Raw genomic sequence first — 21045 nt, 5'->3', positions numbered from 1 at the left:
CACCGCTCAGGCCTGCGCGGAGGTGGCGGCGACGTACGCGGGCACCTGCTCACGGGCGTTGTGCGCGATGACGAGCACCTCTTCGGGCCGGGCCTGCCGCCGGGCCCAGTCCATGAGCGCGGTGAAGCCGTCGGACGCAGGGGCCGCCGTGTCCAACGGGACGCGCTGGTGGTGCGCGAAGAAGAGGTCCTCCGGGCCCAGGTTCTGGTGGGCCCACGTGCGCCAGCCCGGCAGGGGCCGGCCCGGCGCGGGTTGCAGGCCGGTGACGGTGAAGCCTCCGGTGGAGAAGACGCGCGTCAGGCCCACCAGCGTCGCGCCCGTGCCGAAGCCGCACACCACGCGCCGCACCTTCGGGAAGCGCTCGCGCACGTGCGCCCTCAGGGCCGACGCCCAGGACTCCACGCACGCCACCATCGCGGCGTTGGTGAGCTGCCGGGGCCAGCACCAACCCTCGCGCTCATACGCCAGCGCGTGCTCCCACAGCTTCGCGATGGAGTCCGCGTGGCGCACCTGTCCCTGGAAGCCGTGGGCCCGGAGGTACGCCTCCCCCGCCGCGTCCGTCAGCGCCACCGTGGGCAGGCCCCGTTCGCGGCCCAGGACGTCCAGCGCCAGCGCGCTCGACCCACCGGACAGCTCCACCAGTCCGCGCGAGCCCGGCGGCAGCGCGGCCAGGTAGCGCGAGAAGGTGAGGTACTTGAGGCTCCCGGACGGCAGTGCTCCACCCCACAGCACCACCGGCCCGTCCGCCCGGGGACGTGACAGGGAATACGCTCCGCGCATGGTCGGCCCTCCCGGTGCGCACACCGCCCGCGCACCCCGACTGGAGGCGATTGTCCGGGGCCACGTCCCGGGAGGCCATCGCCCTCGGGCCCTGGCGGATGTCCCCTGGAGGACGGCGGGCCCACGGTTATGCTCGCGCCCATGTCTCAAGCACCTCGCGTCCGCATCCTCCTGTCGGAGACGTACAACCCCTGGTTCAACCTCGCGACCGAGGACTGGATCTTCCGCGAGCTGGACCCCAGCGCGCAGACGCTCTTCCTGTGGCGCAACGACAACACGGTCGTCATCGGGCGCAACCAGAACCCCTGGTCCGAGTGCAACCTCACGCGTATGGAGGAGGACAAGGTCTTCCTCGCGCGGCGCACCAGCGGCGGCGGCGCGGTGTTCCACGACCTGGGCAACACCTGCTTCACCTTCCTGTCCGCCAAGGAGGGCTACAACAAGACGGCCAACATCACGATCCTCCTGGACGCGCTGTCGCGCCTGGGCGTGAAGGCGCAGGCGTCCGGACGCAACGACCTGGTGATTCCGCTGGAGGACGGGCCCCGGAAGATCAGCGGCAGCGCGTACCGCGAGACGAAGGACCGCGCCTTCCACCACGGCACGTTCCTCATCGGCGCGGACCTCACGCGGCTGTCCAACTACCTCACGCCGCACCCGAAGAAGCTGGAGTCCAAGGGCAGCGCGTCGGTGCGCTCGCGCGTGATGAACATCCGCGACCTCCAGCCGGAGGCCTCACATGAGGCGCTGGTGAAGGCGATGATCGGCGCGTTCTGCGACTTCCACGGGGCGACGGCGGAACCAGAGCTGCTGGAGCCGTCGTTCCTCGAAAGCCAGCCGTCGCTCAAGCGCACCTTCGACCACTACGCGTCGTGGGATTGGCGCTTCGGCAACGCGCCCCGCTTCAACCACCAGATGGTGGAGTACCTGTCCTGGGGCTTCTTCGAGGTCCACGTCGACGCGGAGAACGGACATGTCACCCGCGCGCAGGTCTTCTCGGATGCGCTCTACCCGGACCTCGTGCAGGACCTGCAGGCGGCGCTGGTCGGCAAGCCGCACAGCCGCGATGGGATGCGGCAGGCCGTGGCCGAGGCCCGCTCCCGCCACCCTGCGCAGGAGCGGGAGCTGGGCGAACTGGAAGCGTGGTTGATGGGCCAGGTCGAGGTCTGACCCGGCCCATCGGACGTCCTCAGCGGTGACCGCCACCGCCCCAGCCGCCACCGCCGCTCCCGTGGGAGCCGCCACTGGAGCGGCCACCGCCACCACCGGAGCCGCGGCCACCCGAGCCACGGCCGCTGGAAGCCGCACCGCCGGACGAGTGGACGCCGGAGCCACCACCGCTCCAACTGCTGGAAGAGCTGCCGCCCGACGGACGGCTGGCGCCACCACCCGACGGACGGCCGCTGCTGGAGCCGCCGCCCCAACCGCCACCGGACCCGCCGCTCGACGGCTTCACGCTCCCGGAGCTGCCGCTGCTCGAAGGACGCCCGCCGCCGGAGCCGCCGCCCCAACCGCCACCGGAGTCACCCTTGGACGGCTTCACGCTTCCGGAGCTACCGCTGCCCGAAGGACGTCCGCCACCGGAGCCGCCGCCGTTCGTCTGATGAACGCCGCTGGAGTTGCCGCTGCTCGAAGGACGCCCACCACCGGAGCCGCCACCCCAACCACTGGAGCCGCTGCTGGACGGAGGACGCGCGCCGGAACCATTGCCGCCCGGAGGCGAACGGGGACCGGAGTTCCAGCCGCCGCCATTCGAAGGACGCCCGCCCCCGGAGTTGCCACCGGACTGCTGGTGACGGCCACCGTTGCCGGGACGACCGTCATTGCGGCCGTTGTAGCGCGGACCCGGCGACGCATCATGCGAGCGGTAGCCGCCGTTGTAGCCCGGACGCCCGTACCCGTAGCCATTCGGCCGGCCGTAGTGGCCCGGGCGGTAGCGGTCATGGTGATACCGGTTGTAGCCGTAGCCGTAGTAGCGCCACGACACGCCCGGGTAGCGGTACCAGGTGCGCAGGAACGGATTGGGACGACCGAAGGAGAAGGCGATGTGCGCGTGGCGGTACACCGGAACGATGACGCGGACCGAGCCGCGCGACGCCCAGCCGCCACCGCTGAACACCCACGACGAGCCCCGGTGGGTCCAGTACGGTGACACGAACACGAGGCCCGGACGCGGCGGCTCCATCCACGAGCCATCCACCCACTCGTAGCCGTTGTCGCCCCAGTACCAGTAGCCCGGCGCCCACGTGTAGTCTGGGGCCGGCGCCGCGGACTGAACCTCTACGCGCAGGGGCGGAGGCGCCTGGGTGGCCGTCACGTCCTCGCTGGCGACCTCCACGGGGATCTCCACGTCCTCGGACCCCTGCTGGGCCCAACCGCCGGAGATCCACCGCCACACGTCGCCGTCCTCGGCCCAGTAGCCGTTGACGTACTGGTAGCCGGGCATGCGCTCCACCCAGCCGCCGGACTTGAAGAGCCACTGGTCGCCATCCCAGTACCAGTGGCCGGACGTCCACACCGCGCCGGCGTACGGCCGGGCGGTCGGCGTCTCGGAGGGCATGTCAGGGGGAGCGGTCGGCGCGATGGGCCCGGACTCGTCCGCGTTGGGCTGCTCGACGTACGCATCATCCCCCCAGTCGTCCGCGGCGACCGGTGCGGTCTGCGCGTACGCCCCCTGGGAGGCCAGGCCGACAATCAAACAGACCAACCATCGAGAACTCATGACTTCGTCTCCGATCTCCAGACCCCGGAGGGGACGCGGGTCTTCCCCTATTTATTCATCTTCTGGACGCGTGGCCTGGATTCCGGTGCGACACTGCTACAGTCCCGACGGACGCGAATGCTGCGCCGACTCCTCCCCACATTGCTCGCCCTGGGTTGTGGACTGCTGGCCCTCGGATGGGGGCTGGTGACCCTCCAGCGCATCTTCACCCAGGAGCGCGAGGACGCCCGCGCCCAGGTGAATTCCCGCAGCGCGGCCCTGGAGCTGCTCGCGGCGGAGGCGCTGCGCACCGCGCTGGATCAACGGATGAAGGAGCACCTGCCCGCGCTGAACGCGGCCATGGGGGATCCGCTCCAGCCCGCCGAGGGCTACTACCTGCTGTTTCGCGGCCACCAGTTCCTGCCGCGCGTGGACTGGCCCCGGGATGGCATGGCCACCCCCGCGAAGGACGCCTACGAGAAGCTGGTGCAGGCCCTGGAGGACGGTGAAGCCCCGGCCCCCTGGCAGGAGCGGCTGGCGCGGCTGCGCGCGGTGGATGCCGCGATGGCCACCCGGAGCGACGCGCGCATCAGCGCGGCGGTGGAGGCGCTGCTGCGCTACCACGCGGCGCATCCCCTGCCGACCGAGCAGGAGCTGCCCTTCATGCTGCTCGCGGTGGAGCACCTGCGACGCGGGGAGGAGACCCCGCCGCTCATCCGCGCGCTGGTGGGCGAGGGCCTTGCCGAGGAGCTGGGCGGCATGGCCCGGGGCGCGGGCCTGCAACGGGACCTCCTGCGCGCGCGCCCCAAGCTCACCCGGGCCGACTTCGACTTCCTCCAGGAGCGCATCGTGGCGCTGAGCCGCGAGTTGGGGGAGCCCAGCGACGCGTTCCAGGCCCGCGTGGGGGAAGCCGGCGCCGGCGCGCTGGTGTTCCCGGACTCCCTGCGGGGGCCGTCGCTCATCGGCGAGCAGTGGTACGTGGAGCCGGGGACCGAACAGGTGCGGGGGCTTGCCGTGGACATGACCGGGCTGCTCGCGGACCTGACGAAGGACCTGCGCGCGCGCGGCCTGCTCCTGAAGGACAGCCAGGTGCGCCTGCGGCCCGCGGACGTGGTGCGGCCGCTGTCGGAGCCCGGGCTGGACGTGGCCATGCCCGGCTGGGCGAAGGCGGAGGCGGACATTGAGGCGCGCTACGGCCTGAAGACGCTGCTGGTGGCGGTGTGCGGCGCGCTCGCGTCGGCCATCGCGGCGCTGGCGGTGGTGGCCCAGCAGCGCAAGTACCGCTTCGTGGAGCTGAAGAGCGACTTCGTCTCCACCGTCTCCCACGAGCTGCGCACGCCGCTGGCGTCCATCCGCCTGCTGGGCGAGACGCTGGAGCGCAGGCTGGGCAAGAGCCCGGAGGCCGGGGACTACCCCACCCGCATCGTGCGCGCGGCCGAGGGGCTCCACTTCCTGGTGGAGAACATCCTGTCGTTCAACCGCATCGACAAGGGGAGATGGGCCCTGCGGCCTTCGCGCGTGCGGCTGGAGGAGGCGGTGGGCACGCTGCGCGATGACTTGCTGGACGCGGTGCAGGTGCCGGTGGAGTTGCGCTCGGAGGTGGACGACGTGGAGCTGGACGTGGATGCGTCGCTCGTGCGGATGCTGTTCGCCAACCTGGGCCGCAACGCGTGTCTCTACAACCAGCGCAGCCCGGTGGTGCTCACCGTGCGCGCGTACCCCCAGCCGGGCTTTGGCGCCACGGTGCTCTTCAGCGACAACGGCCTGGGCATCCCGCCGGAGGAGTGGGAGCGCGTCTTCGACGACTTCTACCGGCTGACCACCGCGGGGCCCGAAGTGCACGGCAGTGGCCTGGGGCTCGCGCTGTGCCGCAGAATCATGGGCCTGCACCAGGGCAGCATCCAGATCGCCTCCTCCAGCCCGGAAGGCACCACCTTCGCGCTGACCTTTCCCGAGACGCGCCGATGACGACGACGCAGCCCCCCTCCACCCGCCCCTCCATCCTCATCGTCGAGGACGACGCCAACCTGCGCCTGGGCCTGCGCGACAACCTGCGCGACGAGGGCTACGACGTGACGGACGCCGCGTCGGCGAAGGACGCGGGGCCGCTGCTCCAGGGGCGTGCGTTCGACCTGCTCATCCTGGACGTGATGCTGCCGGGCGAGGACGGCTACAGCCTCTGCCGCCGGCTTCGCTCCGAAGGCGTCAAGAGCATGGTGATGATGCTCACCGCGCGCTCGCTGGAGGACGACCTGGTGCGCGGCTTCGAGGCGGGCGCGCAGGACTACCTCACCAAGCCCTACCGGCTCCGGGAGCTGCTCGCGCGCGTGCGGGCGCTCGTGCGAAGGGCCGGCACGGCGCCGCCGCAGGTGATGACGTTCGGCGCCTTCACGTTGGATCTGGGCCGCAGGGCGGTGCTGCGCTCGGACGGCGGCGAGGTGGACCTGACGCGCACGGAGTTCGACCTCCTGGCGTTCCTCTTGCGCCACCGGGACCGCGCTTTGCCCCGGGGCGAAATCCTGGACGCGGTGTGGGGCCGCGACGTCATCGTGGATCCGCGCACGGTGGACAACTTCGTGTCCAACCTGAAGAAGAAGCTCGGGTGGACGAGCGTGTCTGGCTTCACCATCCACACGCTGCGCGGCGTGGGCTACCGCATGGAGGTCCCGGGTGCCTCTTCGTCATGACACAACCATGACGAACACATGGAGCCCTGGCGGCCCTTCGGGGGGCGCGACTCCGTAGGTTGCTTCTTGTGGGGACGGGACGCCTGGAGCGTTCGCCCCAACCAGGAGGCGGGCAGATGTTTGAGTCGGTCATCGAACGGCGGGGGTTGCGCTCGGAACGGTTCGGTACGGGCGCATGGTTGTCCATCGGCGTGCACGTGGGGCTCCTGGGCCTGGTGGTCTTCATCTCCGGCCGTCAGCCGGAGGAGCCCATCAAGGACGAGCCGGTGCTCACGTTCCGGCCACCCGCCATCCGCAAGGGCGTGCAGCAGGCCACGCAGCCGAAGCCGGCTGCCGTTACCCCGGTGGCCCCGAAGCCCAAGCCGCGCGCCGACCGCATCCCTCGCACCGCGAAGCCGATGCCCACCACCCTGCCGGAACCGAAGCCGGATCCGGAGCCGACGACGGTGGCGACCGCGACGACCACGGACCCCACGGAGGGGCCGGGCTCCGATGAGCCGGTGGGTCACCCGGACGGGGATCCGGACAGCACCAGTCCCATCGGACTCCCCTACGTGCCGAACATCCCGCCCCAGGAAGCCACCGGCACGCAGGTGCTCGTCTTCGGGAGCGGCATGTCTCCGCCGGTGATGAGGAGCGGGGCGCCGCTCGGCTACACGCGAGAGGCGCAGTTGGCGGGAGTGGAAGGCACGATCGTCGCGAAGTGCGTCATCACCGAGGAAGGGCGTGTGCGCGACTGCCGCATCCTCAAGGGCCTGCCGCACATGAATGACGCCGTGCTGTCCGCGCTCTCCTCGCGGCAGTATCAGCCGCTGATGTTCCAGGGCCGCCCGGTGAACGTGTCGTACACGTTCAACATCAACCTCAAGATGCCCCGGTAGGCCCCGGGTGTCCGCCAGTGAAAGCGCCTGGACGCCTGCCCCCTGGGGGCAGGGGAAAAGGTTCGCGGTGGGAAAGCGCGCCCGTTAGGAACTTCCCGTCGCGCCTGGCCATGTGCGCGATACCGGCACCGGATGGAGCGGGCCTCCCCCGGCCCGCTTCCGGTGCCGGTCCCTTTTTGCTGAGCGATGCCGGACACCTGGTACGACGCGGTGGTGGTGGGCGCGGGCTTCGGTGGACTGGCCACCGCGCTGGAGTTGTGTCGCCGGGGCGCGCGCGTGGCGCTCTGCGAAGGGCTCAACTATCCGGGCGGCTGTGCGAGCACCTTCCGCCGAGGAGGCTACGGCTTCGAATCCGGCGCCACGCTGTTCTCCGGCTTCGACGCGCATCAGCTCTTCGGCCGGTGGATCCGCGAGCACTCGCTGGATGTCACGGTCGACTGGGTGGATCCGCTGGTGGAGATGCGAGCCCCCGGGCTGCGGCTGCCAGTGCACCGGGACCGCGCGCGGCTCATCGATGCGTTCTGCTCGATGCCGGGCGCGCCGGTGGAGGCCCTGCGGCGCTTCTTCGAACTCCAGGCGAGGGCGGCCAACGCGCTGTGGCCGCTGTTCGATGACCCGGACCTGTTGCCACCGTTGAGCGTGACGTCCCTGCTGCGGCACGCGGGACGCGCATGGACGTACGCGCCGCTGACGCGCTGGCTGGGGCGTCCGCTGGGCGCGGTGCTGAAACACCACGGGCTCCAGCACTTCACGCCGCTGCGCATCTACCTGGACGCGCTCTGTCAGATCACCGTGCAGTGTTCCGCCGAGGAAGCGGAGGCGCCCTTCGCGTTCGCGGCGATGGACTACTACTGGCGGGGCACGGGGCACGTGCGCGGGGGCATTGGCCGGTTGGCGACGGCGCTCGCGAAGGCGATCCAGGCCCGGAGCGGCGACGTGCTGATGGCCAACCGCGTGCGCGCGTTGACGCCCGTGGACGGAGGCTGGCGGGTGACGGCGCGGCGGGGCGAACTGCTCGCGCGGCACGTGGTGGCCAACGTGCTGCCACAGGACCTGCGCTCGCTGCTGGGCGTGCCCGTGGGACGCCTTCCCCGAGTGGATGCGCTCGCCGAACGCGTGGCGGGGGGATGGGGCGCGGCGATGCTGTACCTGGTGGTGCGTGCGCCCGAGGGGGACTCAGGGAGCGCGTGCCACCTGGAGCTGGTGCGGGATCCGGGCTCGGCCTTCATCGAGGGCAACCACCTGTTCGCCTCGGTGAGCGGGGCGGCGGACGAAGGGCGCGCACGGCCGGGACAGCGGACGGTGACGGTGTCCACGCACGTGCCCCTGAAGAAGCTCGCGGCCCTGTCGCCGGAAGAACAGGCGCCCTACTTCACCGAACTCCATGCGCGAATGCGCGAGGGCCTGGAGGCCATGGCCCCAGAGTGGATGGGCCACGTGGTGCACGCCATGACAGGCTCGCCGCGCACGTTCCAGCGCTTCACGCTGCGAGACGGCGGCGCGGTGGGCGGCGTGCCCCGGCGCGCGGGCCTGGACAACTACCGGCTGCTGGGGCCGTTCCAGGCCCAGCGGGGCCTGTGGCTCGTGGGGGATTCGGTGTTCCCGGGCCAGAGCACCCTGGCCACGGCGGTGGGCGGCGTGCGCACGGCGGCGAGCATCGCGGTCGCGCGTTGAGGCACGGGCCCTACCCCATCGCCGCGGTGTCTCCGGCGCTCGGCGGCATCGTGCGCGCGGTCGTCGCCAGCTCCGACAGGATGCGCACGGCCTCCCTCGCGGCGTCTTCGGGACGGACGCTGGTATCGGAGATACCGGCGATGAGCCTCGTGCGGTCGTGGTCCACCGCGCCCTGCCGCGCCCACGTGCTCGCGGCGGGCGCAGTGAGGTACGCGGAGTAGGCGTGATGTCCCGAACCGGGGCGCTCACCAATCACGTGCACCAGGGCTCGGGGCCGTGCATCGCCTTCGTCACCGAACAACAGGCGCCCCACCTGATAGCCCGCGCGCACCCGGCCATGCTTCACCACCAGCACCTCGGGGGCCACGCTCCAGCCCTGCGCCCCCAGCTCCGCGCGCAGCGTGTCCAGGAACGGCGACAGGTGCCCCGCGTCCATCAACGACCGGGGATCCAATCCGTCCGACACGACGAGCTGCGCGTCCCACCGTCCCCCGTGCCGCTCGCGCAGCTTCCGCACCGCGGCCTCTGAATCTCCGTCCAGGGATTCGCCCGATGGCGGATGCAGGATGTAGTCGCGTCGATCCTCGGAGCACGTCCGCAACCGCACCGCTCCGGGCAGGGACTCCACCGTCGCATCGGACAGCTCCGACCACAGCCCCACCTTGGCGTCCTCGTACAAACGGCGCAGGTCCTGCTCCAGCGCGGGCTCCAGCGTCCACGGCTCCTTGCCGTGCCCCACCGCCAGCGGCACGCCCCGGGCGCGCACCCTCGCCATCTGCACTTCCGCCTCCGTCCGGAGCTCCACCTCCGGCCGCGTGTCCCCCAGGCGACGGCGGTAGTGCACGTAGACGTGGCGCGGATCCCCGAAGTGCTGCGTGGGGCGGCCCTCCGCGTCGATGACGCCCAGGCCCTGGAAGAAGGCCCACATCCGGTCATCCACCTTCAGGCCGTATCGCTCGCGCAGCCGCACGTGGTCCTGGAAGGACGTGGTGAGGTAGCTGAGCATCGGATCATTCCGAGTGGGCAACGCCATCAGGTACGCGGGCCCCGCTTCCGCGAGCTGCTCCTGGCACCAGCCCAGGTCATCCAGCGTCACGTCCATGTGCAGCGTGGAGCACACGTCCAGGCCCAGCGTGAGGCCGTGCAGCTTGCCCATCACGATGTCTTCCAGGCAGCAGCGCACCAGTTGCTCGCGCGTGCGGAACACCTCCGGCCCGATGAAGCCCGCCACGTCGTTGACGTGCACCCAGGGCGCCGCGTCCCGGCCCGCGCTGCCCTGCGCCACGGCGACCCGGCGCTTGAGGGCCCGCGCGAAGCCGTACTTGCGCGACTCGTGGATGAGCATGTCCGTGCCGTGGTGGTGCCCGTTCGTCGCGTCCGCGCCCTGCCCCGTCTCGAAGTACAGGCCCCACCGCCCGGTGCGGGACGCCGCGTGCGCCACCATCTTCTCCAGCGTCACGTCGAAGGTGCGGTTGGCCGCTTCGTTCCCTCCAAGACTCTGGAACCAGATGCCCGTGGTGCCCGGGTGCAGCGCCTCCACTTGCGCCTGCACGTCGATATGGGCCAGCACGCAGTGGGGCATCACGTCCGTCAACCCGAACGTCACCAGCACGTCGTGCAGCGCCGCCTCCACCGCCGCCACCGTCTTCGGATCCGACGACACGGGGTTCGTGCCCAACACCACGTCGCCCACCGCGAATGCCCACCCGTTGAAGACCTGCCAGCGGATGTCCTCCGGATGATCCGTGGGCGAGTTGGGCTGCAACCGCGCGCCCAGATAGCCCCGAGCGCCCACGCGGCTTCCCGGCAGCGGATGGAACACGCGCCCACCCACGGCCTTCAGCTCCGCGTCGCTCATCAGCTTCACCACGCACGCGATGACGTCGCTGGGAAGCCCGTCGAGCACGTCGTGCACGGACGCCTCGTCCGCGGTGAGCAGGAAGTCCTTGAGCTGGCCCAGCGTCCAGCCCGCCACGCGCCGCCAGCGCGCCGCGTCCCACGCCTCCAGGCTGAACACATGCAGCCGGTCCTCGAAGGGAGGATGCGCGTGCACGTCATCCAGCCGCGTGCGCGACAACAGGGTCCGGGCCCGCTGCCGGGACGCCTCGTCCGCCGCCGCGACTCCGATGGCCTCGTCGCCTTCCTTGAACGCGTTCGCCGCGCCCAACACCTGTTGGTACAGGCGCGCATCGAAGGCACCGTGTTGCCGCTGCACGAAGTCCAGCACGTCTTCTTCAGGGAGGACGTCGGGGAGACTGACGCTCATGGGGCATCAGCTTTAACCGGCGGCGCCCTCCCGCCACCATCCCCCCAGGGCGCTGTCGCCTGCGCGACGCCCGGATGCCTGCTGTCGCGGAAGCTTGCTGCTGCAATCGTCAGGTGGCTTCCGGTGCTTCGGCATCGAGGGGTACGTCATCCGGCATCCGCGCCCGGCGCGCAGCCTGGAGGTGGGCGCCATGTGCTCAGGTCTTCCAACAGGGTGTCCTGCACATGGGCCACGCCGTTGGGTGCGTCGCGTCCGTTGACGGCGGGCTCGCGCGTGAAGGCCATCATCCGGGAGGGAACCGGCTGACGCGGGCAGCCTTCCTGGAAGGAGGTCTCCGCGTCTTCCAGCAGGTCGTTCACGTGGTCATCTCCGACGGCCCAGGACCACGGGTAGGTCCAGCTGCCCGACCAGGGTTCGGCGCCTCCTTCGGGAAACCAGCTCCAGCGCAGGCGCGTCTGCGCCGTGGAGCCGCCGACGACCCCTCCCTCCATTCCGCCCACCTCGTTCGTCACGGTCCATTCAATGCGGAAGTCCTTCGGCACGGGCGCGCGGAGGGCTTCCAACTGCACGTGGGATTCGACCTCCGGAGCCAGCAGCAGCATCCACGTCAGCTCCCGGAGCTTCTCCGGGGCAATGCGTCCCACCTTCACCTCTGCGCGGCGCGCGGCATCCGTCCGGGCCACGTCCACCTGCCCCAGGGGCTGCAACATCAGCCCCGAGCAGCTGCGCGCCTCGTAGATCGTGCCGGTCTCCAGGTGGTACGCGTCCAGCTGATCACAGAAGGCGTGGTGCCCTCGTCGCCCTCGCACCACCAGCCAGCCGTCCATCGGTGCGCGGATGCGCCCCAGCGGTAGCGCCGGTTGGACGGGCCGGGCGCCCAGGGCGCTGGACAGGCATTCGCGCCAGGCCTTGTAGCGGTGCTTCGCGGGCTTCCGCGTCGCGCGCGCCGCGCAATCCGGAGGGAGCGGGCGGTCCTTCGCGGACGTGCGCAGCTGGCCGTGGCGCAGGAACTCCGGACGGAAGGCCTCCTCCGCCCGCGCACGCCAGGGCCCGGTCTCCACGCCGCACGCGTCGCTCTTCGCCGGACAGGCGAGGGCCTCCAGCCGATGCCCTCTGGAATGCTCGCGCGTCAGCACTTCACGAAGGTCCGGAGGGACCACCACCGTGTAGGGGCCGGGACGTCCCAGCCTCAGGTGGGATGCGAAGAACGCCTTGCCGCCGTCGCGCCACCACGTCTTCAACGCGAGCGCGGACACCTCCTGTTCTCCGGCTTCGGGTCGGGCGATGGGCAGCCAGACATCCTCCTCACCGGCCAGCGCGAAGCAGCGCAGCTTCCGCAGGGCGATCATCGAAGGCCGCAGCGAGGCCGCCGTGTCCGCGTCATCGAGGGCTTCCACCTGCAGGTCGAACGCGGCCAGTCCGTCACGCGCCTGGGCCCATGCGGGCGTGTCCGGGGCACACGGAACGATGCGGGGCGCAGCCGACAACAGCCAGCCAAGCCCGGCCGACACCACGAAGGACAGGGACATGCCACGCATGGCAGCCCCTCTCCCCACCTGACGTCAAGCCGCCGTACATCGCACGCCACCTGACGCACGGGCCAGCAGACGCGCTACTCCCCGAGCAGTCCGGACCAGAAGCGCACCAACCGCATCGCCTCCAGCGCGTCGACCTCCCGGTCCATCTCCGCGTGGGTGATGAGGGGCGTGGGGCGAAGGTGCACGCGCGTGAAGGGCTCCAGCGCGCGCGCCAGCAGCGTGGACTCAATCGCGGGGATGACCGAATCATCCATCCCATGCAGCAGGTACACCGGAGCTCGCGGCGGAGACGAACGCTCCGGCGACAGCGACGGGTCCGCCGAAAAGTCCTTCACGAGGGGCAACAGCCGTGCACCCAACGCGGCCACGTCGCGCGTGTTCACCTGATGGAGCAGCGTGGCGGCGGGCTCCGGCAGCTCCGCTTCCAGCGTGCGCGCTTCCGCGAACCTGGCCTCGGCCTGCTTGCCGTCCACCAGCGTCAGGTGCGACGCGTGCAGGAAGGTGCGGACCCCGGCGCGCAGCGGCTCCACCTGCTCGGGGGGCACCAGCCGGTCCGCCGCGCTGAGCAGGATGACCACCACGCCGTAGTCGTGCGGCTTGCGGCGCACCCCGTCCGCCTGGACACCCGTGCACAGGAAGGACAGCACGCGCGACAGCTCGCCGTGACCGCCGAAGGACAGCACCGCGGCCACGTTGTCGCGCAGGGACGGCCGCCCCGCCGCGACGACGGACAGGCCCCCGGAGAAGCTGATGCCGAACAGATCCAACTTCCCCTCGGGCGTCAGCGCCGACTGTGACAGCGCCCAGAGGGCCGTGTCCTCGATGACGTCCGGCAGGCGCGGGGTGATTTCGTAGCGCAGCAGGTCCGGCGGCTCCGGCGTGAGCACCGGCTGCCCCCCGGTGGCCAGGTCTCCCGCGAGCTTCACCAGCCGGGGCTCGTCGATGCCCGCCGCGTGCACCCCCGAGGTGAGCACGATGAGCCGGCCCTTGCGCTCCGCCGGCTGGTAGAGCCGCGCACGCACCGGCCCGTGGCGCGTGGGCACCTGGAGCTGCGACACCGTGAAGGGCACCGTGTCGAAGCGGGCCACCGCTTCGGCCGTGGCCCCACGAAGCCCCGCCGCGCGCAGCATGAAGGCCGCCCCCCGCAGCTCCGGCGGCAGCAGGAGGACGAGCGCGAGCAGCAGGGCCGCCAGCGCGGCCACGAGCGTCCAACGGGTGCGGTGCTTCATTGCATCAGGGTTTCGACGAAGGTGCACAACTGGTCGCGCTCGAAGGGCTTCTCCAGCAGCTCCTTCGCGCGGCGGCCCAGGAACTCACGGGCCTGGGGGTTCACCCCGCCCGTCATCAGCCCGGTGCGCGGCGCCAGCTCCGGCGCCAACCGCTCCAGTTCCACGAGGAAGTCCATGCCACTCATGCCCGGCATCATCAGGTCGCAGAGGATGGCATCGAACCGCTCCCCGTGGGACAGCCGCTTCAGGGCCTCGCGCGCGTCCTGGATGACGTGCACTTCGTAGAGGTTGCGCAGAAGCCGGCTCACCGCGCTGCCCACCGCTGGCTCATCGTCGATGAGCAGCAGGCGCCGCAGGTTCCTCGCCGCGCGCGCGGATGGGGGAGGACCGTCCGCCGGGGGCGCGGGCGCCACGGGCTTCAACGCTTCCGCCTGCGCCGTGAGCGCCGGCAGCTCCACGCGGAAGAGGCTGCCCTGGCCCTGCTCGCTGGCGACCTCGATGTGGCCGCCCATCGCATGCACCAGCGTGAGGCAGATGGACAGGCCCAGGCCCGTGCCACCCTTGGGCGCACGCGTGGTGAAGAACGGGTCGAAGATGCGCTGGCGCACATCCGCCGGCATCCCGAGTCCGTTGTCCTCCACTTCAATCAACACGTGCCCTTCGCGGCCCGGGCGCACGCGCAGCCGCAACTCGTTCTCCTCCGCGGGCCGCTCTCCGAAGGCCTGGAGCGCGTTGAGCAGCAGGTGCGTGACGACCTGTCCCAGGCGCCCCTCGTTGCCGAGCACCGCGGCCACCGGCTCCACTTCGCACGTCAGGCGCGCGCGGTGCTGGAGCTCGTCGCGCATCAGCTTGAGCGCGCCGTCCACCGCCCGCTTCACGTCCACCGGGCCGTGGCTCTCCTCCTCCGCGCGGGAGAAGGTCCGCAGGTCGCGCACGATGGAGCGCACGCGCCCGGCGCCCTCCAGTGCTTCGGCCACCACCTGCCGCAGCTCCTCCAACTGCTCCGCCGGCACCACCGGCTGCGCCACCCGCTCCCAGAGGTACGCCAGGTTGGACGTGACGTAGGAGAGCGGGTTGTTGATCTCATGCGCGACGCCCGCCGCCAGCGTCCCCACGGAGGTCATCCGCTCCGCCAGCCGCCGCTGCATCTCCAGGCGGGAGCGCTCGGTGACATCGCGCACGAGCCCCACGACGAAGCGCTCCCCGTTGGGCAGCGTGTACGCGGCCCGCTGCGTGAGCACTTCGCGAGAGCGGCCCTTCATGTCGGTGAAGCCGCCCTCGTCCTCCACCGTCTGGCCGGTGGTGAAGGCGCGCTCGTCCTGACGCCAGGACAGCTCCGCCTCATGGGCGGGACTGAGCGTCGAGGCCGCGTTGCCGCGCAGCGCTTCGACGGACTGCCCCATCAGCCGGCAGAAGGCGCTGTTCACCGCCACGTAGCGATGTTCGCGGTCCTTGATGAAGAGCGGCTCCGGCACCGCGTCCAGTGCGCCCTGGAAGATGTCGCGGGTGCGCCGCAGCTCCAGCGCATCTGTGTCCGCCGAACGTCGCCGCAGCGCCGAAATCCTCGCGCCCCAGAGCGTGCCGGGCGGCGCGACACACTCGTCCGCGCCCGCTTCACCGAGGAGCTCCGCCTCCACGCCGTCGCGCGACGTGAGCACCACCAGCCAGGTCCGCGTCGGCATCCGCCGGGCGTGCACCCACTGGCAGTGGGACTTCACCGCCTCCAGGGGACCTCCCTGGTCCCACAGGATGATCAGCCCCCGGGGCAGGGGCTCGGGCAGCGTTTCCACGCGGAGCACCCGGCAGGCACGTCCCACCGCCGTGGCGCAAAGGTCGCGCTCCACGTCCTGGGCCACCGGGGCTGGGACCGCCACCAGCATTGCCTGCACCGCGTTGCTCCTCGCGCCCCGCGGTCCGTGACACCCGCGCCGCCAACCCGCATTGCAGCCCTCCAGGGCCAACCCGTCAACGAGGGGCCATGGGGACCGCTTGCAAACATTTTCAGGGTCTGGTGGGACTCAGACTTGCAGGGAGGCTCGCGCGACAACGCGGGGTCCTACCTTGCATGAGGACAGCAGCGAGCAGCGGGCGCAGTGCACGGGCAGTGTCTTCGCCGGACAGGCCCCGCTCATCCCGTAGTGGCACAAAGCAAAGTCGTAACGGACGGGGTCCTCGGGATCGAGCGCGCGCAGGGACGCCGTCACTTCCTCGGCGGTGCGCCAGGTGAGGTCCGTTCGGCGCGTCAGCCCCAGGTGGAGCGCCATGCGGCCAATGTGCGTGTCCAGCGGCACGAGCAGCACGGACGGGGGCACCTGCTTCCAGATGCCGAAATCCACCAGGTCGGGTCCTCGCACCATCCATCGCAGGTAGAGGTTGAGGCGCTTGGCGGCGCCCGGCCCCAGTGGCGAGGGCAACAGGTGGTGCAGGCCCCGCTCAGGGCCCAGCGCGTCCCGGAGCGGTTCCATGGGCACGTCCCGGAGCGCGGCGGTGAAGGCCGCGAGCGCGCCGTGCAGCGTTCCCGCCGCCTTCCAGCCCTGGACGAAGAGCGCCTCCAGGCTGCCGTGCTCGCGCAGCGCGCGGCCCATGCCCATGAGCAGCACGGCGAGGTCGGTGCCCACGTTGAAGCGGTACACGAAGCCCGTCAGCAGCGCCTTCGCCCCGGCCACGTCCAGCTTGCGCACGAAGCCGGCGGGGGATTTGCCCATCCGCTGGAGCAGCGCGTCCACCTTCGGGCGGAACAGGTCCGCGCGCCCGTACGCCAGCGCCGCCGCGAGCAGCGCGCTGACCTCCACGTCGCGAGGGTCCTGATAGCGATGGGGAAACTCCACCGGGTCGAACCCGATGCGGGCCCGGGCGTCGGTGGAAGCGAGGAAGGCGTCCAGGCGGGGGCGCAGCCTTTCGGCGGCCTGGGTGCTCAATCCGGTGTGCGCGCCACGGCGCTTCTTCATCTGTTGCGCTCCTCCGTCATCGGCGGCGCGCGGCGGAAGGGCCGCGCGCCCTTTCCTTCTTAACGGGTGAGCTCGCGCACCGCGTGGCCCAGCTCCGGGAGGATGAGGGCCTCCAGCGCCAGCCGCACCGCCTGCGGGGAGCCGGGGAGCGCGAAGAGGATCATCCCCTGGTAGGTGCCCGCCGTGGCGCGGGACATCATCGCGGGGCTGCCAATCTGCTGGTACGACAGCATCCGGAACAGCTCGCCGAAGCCGGGCAGCTCCTTCTCGAAGAGCGCGCGCAGGGTCTCCACCGTGCAGTCGCGTCGGCCAATGCCCGTGCCGCCCGTGAAGAGCACCGCGCGAGCCCCCGCCGCCTGCGCCTGCGCGAGCGCGCCCCGGATGGCCTCCGGATCATCCTTCACCACGGTGTGCCCGGCGACGGTGTGCCCCGCCGCGGCCAGGCCCTCGCGCAGGTCCTTCCCGCTGCCGTCGTGCGCCGCGTCCCGGCTGTCCGAACACGTCACCACGAACGCGCTGACGTGCACCGGAGCGCGCGACTTGTGCTCCGCCGCCACCGTCGAACCCTCGTGCGAATGCCCGTGGTCATGACCGTGCTCGTGCGAGTGGCCGTGCTCATGACCGTGCTCGTGCGAATGGCCGTGGTCATGATCATGCGAATGCCCGTGGCCGTGCTCCTTGCCATGGTCATGCGGGTGGGTGTGGGAATGGCCATGACCGTGGTCATGATCGTGATCGTGTCCGTCGTGTCCCATGGTGGGCGCTCCTGAAGAAGGGCGAAGGGGGCTGTGCTGGAAGGGTCAGGCGTCGGGCAGGTCGACGACGAGCGTGCCGTCCTCGACCGCGAGCTGCACCGTGGGCTGGTCGTCACACACCCCGGGCGAGGTGGCGTTCTGACCGGTGTCCATGTCGAAGCCGACCTCGTGGCAGGGACAGACGACGGTGTTGCCCTCGATGCGACCGCCCGACAGCAGGCACCCGGCGTGATTGCACCAGTCGTCGAGGCCCTTGTACCGGCCTTGAATCTTCGCGATGCAGACATTGCGCTTGCCGACTTCGTAGCCGCGCATCTCCCTTTCGGCGAAGTCCGCTGGCCCCAGCTTTATCTTCGTCATTGCGTTCCTTTTTCCGCGTTCCTTCTCCCACAACCCGTCCGGGGCTGCATCCACCTTCCCCCGGCATTAATTTTCCGACCGTGACTTCCGACGTGACACCCTCCGCGGCCGTGCTCACCGACAAGGCGACCGTCGCCCAGGTCCTCCGGGACATGTCCCTGCTGCTTCAACTCCAGGGGGAGACGGGCTTCCGCGTCCGGGCCTACGACATCGCCGCCGACCGCATCGCGAACCTGCCGCAGGAGCTGGGCCCCATCGTCAGCGAAGGCCGCCTGCAGGACCTCCAGGGCATCGGGCCCGGGCTCGCCGAGAAGCTCTCCGAGCTGGTGAAGACCGGCCGCATGAGCGCCTTCGAGGAGCTGAAGGCCCGCTTTCCCCCAGGCCTCCTGGAGCTCATGAAGCTGCCGGACGTGGGCCCGAAGAAGGTCGCCGTCCTCTGGAAGGAACTCCAGGTTGGCAGCGTGGAGGACCTGGAGCGCGCCTGCCAGGAAGGCCGCGTGCGCGAGCTCAAGGGCTTTGGCGCGAAGAGCGAAACGAAGCTCCTGGACGGCATCGCCGTGTACCGGCGCGCGAAGGGCGAGCGCAAGCTGCTGGGCGACGCGCTGCCCCTCGCGGAGCAGTTGCTGGAGCTCATCCGCGCGGCCCCGGGCGTGGTGCGCGCGAGCCTGGGTGGCAGCGTGCGCCGCCGCGCGGAGACGGTGTCCGACGTGGACATCATCGCCTCCGCGCCGGAAGCCGGGCCGGTGCTGGACACCCTCGCCCACGCGCCGGGCGTCGCGACGGTGCTGGGCAAGGGCGACAGCAAGTGTTCGGTGCGGATGATCGCGGGCGACCTCCAGGTGGACCTGCGCGTGCTGCCGGACGAGGACTTCGCCACCGCGCTGCACCACTTCACCGGCTCCAAGGGCCACCACATCCGGCTGCGCAACCTGGGGCACGAGCAGGGCCTGAAAATCTCTGAATGGGGCGTGCACCGCGAGGACGGCACCAAGGTCCCGGTCCCCGACGAGGCGACGCTGTACCGGCTGCTGGGCATGCAGGAGGTGCCGCCGGAGCTGCGCGAGGACTCGGGCGAGGTGGAGGCGGCGCGGGCCGGGAAGCTGCCGGAGGACCTGGTGACGCTGGAGGACGTGCAGGGCGCGGTGCACGCGCACAGCACCTGGTCCGACGGGCGCAACTCGCTGGAGGAGATGGCGCGGGCGGCGCAGGCCCTGGGCCTCAAGTACCTGACCATCACCGAGCACAGCGAGGCGGCCATCTACGCGGGCGGCCTCAAGGTGGATGACCTCAAGCGACAGTGGGAGGAGATCGACCGCGTGAACGCGGCGGTGCCCGGCCTGCGGCTGCTCAAGGGCATCGAGGTGGACATCCTGGAGACGGGCGCGCTCGACTACGCGGACAGCGTGCTGGAGCAGTTGGAGGTCGTCATCGCCTCCATCCACGTGCGCCACTCCATGGACGAGGACCAGATGACGCGCCGGGTGCTGGCCGCGCTGGACAATCCGCACATGCACATCCTGGGGCACCCCACCGGGCGCCTCATCCAGAGCCGGGAGCCCTACCCCCTGCGCATGGAGGAGATCCTGGAGCGCGCCGCCGAACGGGGCGTGGCGGTGGAGGTCAACGGCAAGCCGCAGCGGTTGGATTTGAAGGCTGAATACGTGCGGCGGGCCGTTTCGCTCGGAGTGAAGCTGGTGGTGAGCTGCGACGCGCACCGGCAGGAGGACCTGAAGAACCTGTCCTACGCGGTGTCCACCGCGCGCCGGGGCTGGGCCAGGAAGAAGGACATCCTCAACACCCGGCCCGCGGCCAGCTTCCTCGCCGCCCTGCGAGAGCGCTGATAGGCTCGCGGGCGCGCTGATGTTCCGCCCGCTCCTCTTCGTCCTCGCCCTGCTCCTGCTCCTCGTCACGCCCACCCGGGCCGGCGCGGAGGCCCGTCCGTCGCGCGCCGACCTCCAGCGCGTGCTCGAACTGCATGCCCGCTCCGTGGTGCGCGTGCGCGGTCCCCAGCACGCCGGCCCCGGCATCATCGTGGGCACGGACGGACAGGTCCTCACCGCCGTGGCGCACGTGGGCCCCCAGTCCGCCCAGGTGGAGCACGCGGGCAATGCGCTGACGGCGCGCGTGGTGCTCTCCAGCACCGTGCTCCTGGTCGCGGTGGTGGCGGGTCCCCAGGGCGCGTGGCCCGCCGCGCCGGTGCGGCTGGTGCCGGAGGGACTCGCGGGCCACTGGGTCGTGGGCGTGACGTCCGGAGGCGGTGGCAAGGGCAATGCCCGGAGGGACACGCCGCGCGCCGCGAAGGCGAAAGCCGCTCCCGCGCCCTTCTTCGACGTGCCCCTGACGCTCGCGCCGGGCAGCCCCCTGTACGACGGGGACGGGCGGCTGGTGGCCGTCGTCGTCGAGCGCCGGGGCAGGAGCGTCCGGGCGCTGCCCCTGAGCGCGGTGAAGGCGGAGCTCGCGTTGGCGGAAACGCCATGAGCCGGCCTCCGGGGCCACCGTTCCGGGTGAGCGCGGTGCAGGAGGCGGTGGGCCTCTGGGCCCTGGGCTTCCTGGGCATCGTGGGCGCGTTCCTCCTGGCCGGCGGCACCAGCGTGCCCAAGCTGGTGGCGACGGTGGGCTTCCTCTACCTGCCGCTCATCCCCATGCGCTGGCGCGACGAGGACTACCGCGACTACGGCCTCACCCTGCGCGCGTGGAAGCAGGACGTGCGGCTGTTCATCATCCTGTCGCTCATCGTGGGGCCGCTGTTCTTCGTGGGCTTCGCTGGGTTCGTGCAGGTGGTGCCGCACCTGCCGCCCGCGCTGGCGCAACACCTGACGCCCACCATCGGCGCGGGCCACTTCCAGCCGCGCCTGCCCCCGCGCTTCGGCGAGTGGATCATCGATCAGCTCTTCGTCGTGGCCCTGCCGGAGGAGTTCTTCTACCGGGGCTACGTGCAGGCCCGGCTGCGCGACGCGTGGCCCCAGGGCCGCGTGGTGCTGGGCGGCCGGCTGGGCAAGGCCTTCTGGGTGACGGCGCTGCTCTTCGCGCTGGGCCACCTGGCCATCTTCCAGACGTGGCGGCTGGCGGTGTTCTTCCCTGCCCTGCTCTTCGGCTGGATGCGCGAGCGCACCGGCACCATCGTCGGCTGCGCCCTCTTCCACGCCGCGTGCAACCTCTACGTGCGCTTCCTGGAAGTGTCCTTCTTCGGCGGTCCCTGAGGACTGCCCGGCGCGGGCGGCCTGGT

General features: G+C 71.1%; 18 protein-coding genes. 9 read left to right on the top strand and 9 right to left on the bottom strand.

Translation table 11 applies throughout. The features are described 5' to 3' along the window. Positions 1–6: 6 nt before the first annotated feature. Positions 7–780 carry a pyridoxal-phosphate dependent enzyme gene (locus tag OV208_RS29840; protein ID WP_267577308.1) on the bottom strand — a complete coding sequence of 258 codons (774 nt, stop codon included), beginning with the start codon at positions 778–780 and terminating at the stop codon, positions 7–9. A gap of 141 nt (positions 781–921) precedes the next feature. On the opposite strand from OV208_RS29840, the gene OV208_RS29835 reads away from it, so the two are divergent. After that, positions 922–1950, top strand: coding sequence for a lipoate--protein ligase (locus OV208_RS29835; RefSeq protein WP_267577307.1), 1029 nt, complete (start codon positions 922–924; stop codon positions 1948–1950). 19 nt (positions 1951–1969) lie between these two features. Here the strand turns inward: OV208_RS29835 and OV208_RS29830 are convergent, their stop codons facing one another. Continuing rightward, on the bottom strand, positions 1970–3502 hold the full coding sequence (locus OV208_RS29830) for a YXWGXW repeat-containing protein (protein WP_267577306.1): 1533 nt from the start codon (positions 3500–3502) through the stop codon (positions 1970–1972). Between the two features lie 117 nt (positions 3503–3619). On the opposite strand from OV208_RS29830, the gene OV208_RS29825 reads away from it, so the two are divergent. The 4 genes from OV208_RS29825 to OV208_RS29810 all read left to right on the top strand — a co-directional run bounded on the left by OV208_RS29825 (position 3620) and on the right by OV208_RS29810 (position 8723). Then, positions 3620–5449, top strand: a complete 1830-nt coding sequence (locus OV208_RS29825) for a sensor histidine kinase (RefSeq protein ID WP_267577305.1) — start codon at positions 3620–3622, stop codon at positions 5447–5449. Then, on the top strand, positions 5446–6168 hold the full coding sequence (locus tag OV208_RS29820; protein WP_267577304.1) for a response regulator transcription factor: 723 nt from the start codon (positions 5446–5448) through the stop codon (positions 6166–6168). The genes OV208_RS29825 and OV208_RS29820 overlap by 4 nt, the downstream gene beginning before the upstream one ends. A 116-nt stretch (positions 6169–6284) precedes the next feature. Beyond that, complete coding sequence (locus OV208_RS29815) at positions 6285–7049, top strand: energy transducer TonB (RefSeq protein WP_267577303.1); 765 nt, start codon at positions 6285–6287, stop codon at positions 7047–7049. A 186-nt stretch (positions 7050–7235) separates the two neighbouring features. Then, positions 7236–8723, top strand: a complete 1488-nt coding sequence (locus OV208_RS29810) for a phytoene desaturase family protein (protein ID WP_267577302.1) — start codon at positions 7236–7238, stop codon at positions 8721–8723. 10 nt (positions 8724–8733) lie between these two features. On the opposite strand, the gene eutB is transcribed toward OV208_RS29810, so the two are convergent. The 6 genes from eutB to OV208_RS29780 form a co-directional block, all read right to left on the bottom strand. Further along, entirely contained in the window at positions 8734–10989 is a 2256-nt protein-coding gene (gene eutB, locus OV208_RS29805; protein ID WP_267577301.1) for an ethanolamine ammonia-lyase subunit EutB, read from the bottom strand. Positions 10990–11135: 146 nt separating this feature from the next. Then, positions 11136–12527, bottom strand: a complete 1392-nt coding sequence (locus OV208_RS29800) for a hypothetical protein (RefSeq protein ID WP_267577299.1) — start codon at positions 12525–12527, stop codon at positions 11136–11138. A 74-nt stretch (positions 12528–12601) separates the two neighbouring features. Next, on the bottom strand, positions 12602–13756 hold the full coding sequence (locus OV208_RS29795; RefSeq protein WP_267577297.1) for a hypothetical protein: 1155 nt from the start codon (positions 13754–13756) through the stop codon (positions 12602–12604). After that, positions 13753–15636 (bottom strand): ATP-binding protein, encoded by a 1884-nt coding sequence (locus OV208_RS29790; RefSeq protein ID WP_267577439.1) that lies wholly within the window; start codon positions 15634–15636, stop codon positions 13753–13755. The genes OV208_RS29795 and OV208_RS29790 overlap by 4 nt, the downstream gene beginning before the upstream one ends. A gap of 138 nt (positions 15637–15774) precedes the next feature. Beyond that, complete coding sequence (locus OV208_RS29785) at positions 15775–16704, bottom strand: TIGR02757 family protein (protein ID WP_267577296.1); 930 nt, start codon at positions 16702–16704, stop codon at positions 15775–15777. 59 nt (positions 16705–16763) lie between these two features. After that, the gene (locus OV208_RS29780) at positions 16764–17231 is read right to left on the bottom strand and encodes a MogA/MoaB family molybdenum cofactor biosynthesis protein (protein ID WP_267577438.1); all 468 of its coding nucleotides are present in this window, start codon (positions 17229–17231) and stop codon (positions 16764–16766) included. A 60-nt stretch (positions 17232–17291) separates the two neighbouring features. On the opposite strand from OV208_RS29780, the gene OV208_RS29775 reads away from it, so the two are divergent. Next, the gene (locus OV208_RS29775; RefSeq protein WP_267577294.1) at positions 17292–17474 is read left to right on the top strand and encodes a hypothetical protein; all 183 of its coding nucleotides are present in this window, start codon (positions 17292–17294) and stop codon (positions 17472–17474) included. Positions 17475–17504: 30 nt separating this feature from the next. Here the strand turns inward: OV208_RS29775 and OV208_RS29770 are convergent, their stop codons facing one another. Further along, the gene (locus tag OV208_RS29770; RefSeq protein WP_120542488.1) at positions 17505–17819 is read right to left on the bottom strand and encodes a Rieske (2Fe-2S) protein; all 315 of its coding nucleotides are present in this window, start codon (positions 17817–17819) and stop codon (positions 17505–17507) included. An 80-nt stretch (positions 17820–17899) separates the two neighbouring features. Here OV208_RS29770 and polX point away from each other — a divergent pair, with 80 nt between their 5' ends. Genes polX through mrtX form a run of 3 tightly spaced genes read left to right on the top strand, consistent with a single transcriptional unit; the run spans position 17900 to position 21019 of the window. Continuing rightward, positions 17900–19660, top strand: a complete 1761-nt coding sequence (gene polX / locus OV208_RS29765) for a DNA polymerase/3'-5' exonuclease PolX (RefSeq protein WP_267577290.1) — start codon at positions 17900–17902, stop codon at positions 19658–19660. 19 nt (positions 19661–19679) lie between these two features. After that, positions 19680–20297 (top strand): serine protease, encoded by a 618-nt coding sequence (locus OV208_RS29760; protein ID WP_267577288.1) that lies wholly within the window; start codon positions 19680–19682, stop codon positions 20295–20297. Continuing rightward, positions 20294–21019: a myxosortase MrtX gene (mrtX, locus tag OV208_RS29755; protein WP_267577286.1), complete on the top strand. Its 726-nt coding sequence runs from the start codon at positions 20294–20296 to the stop codon at positions 21017–21019. Before OV208_RS29760 ends, mrtX begins: the two co-directional genes overlap by 4 nt. Positions 21020–21045 lie beyond the last annotated feature (26 nt).

The organism is Corallococcus sp. bb12-1 (assembly GCF_026626765.1).
In the GTDB taxonomy this organism is placed as follows: Bacteria; Myxococcota; Myxococcia; order Myxococcales; family Myxococcaceae; genus Corallococcus; species Corallococcus terminator.
Note: the sequence above shows the minus strand (reverse complement) of the source record. Positions and strands in the feature narration are given on the sequence as shown.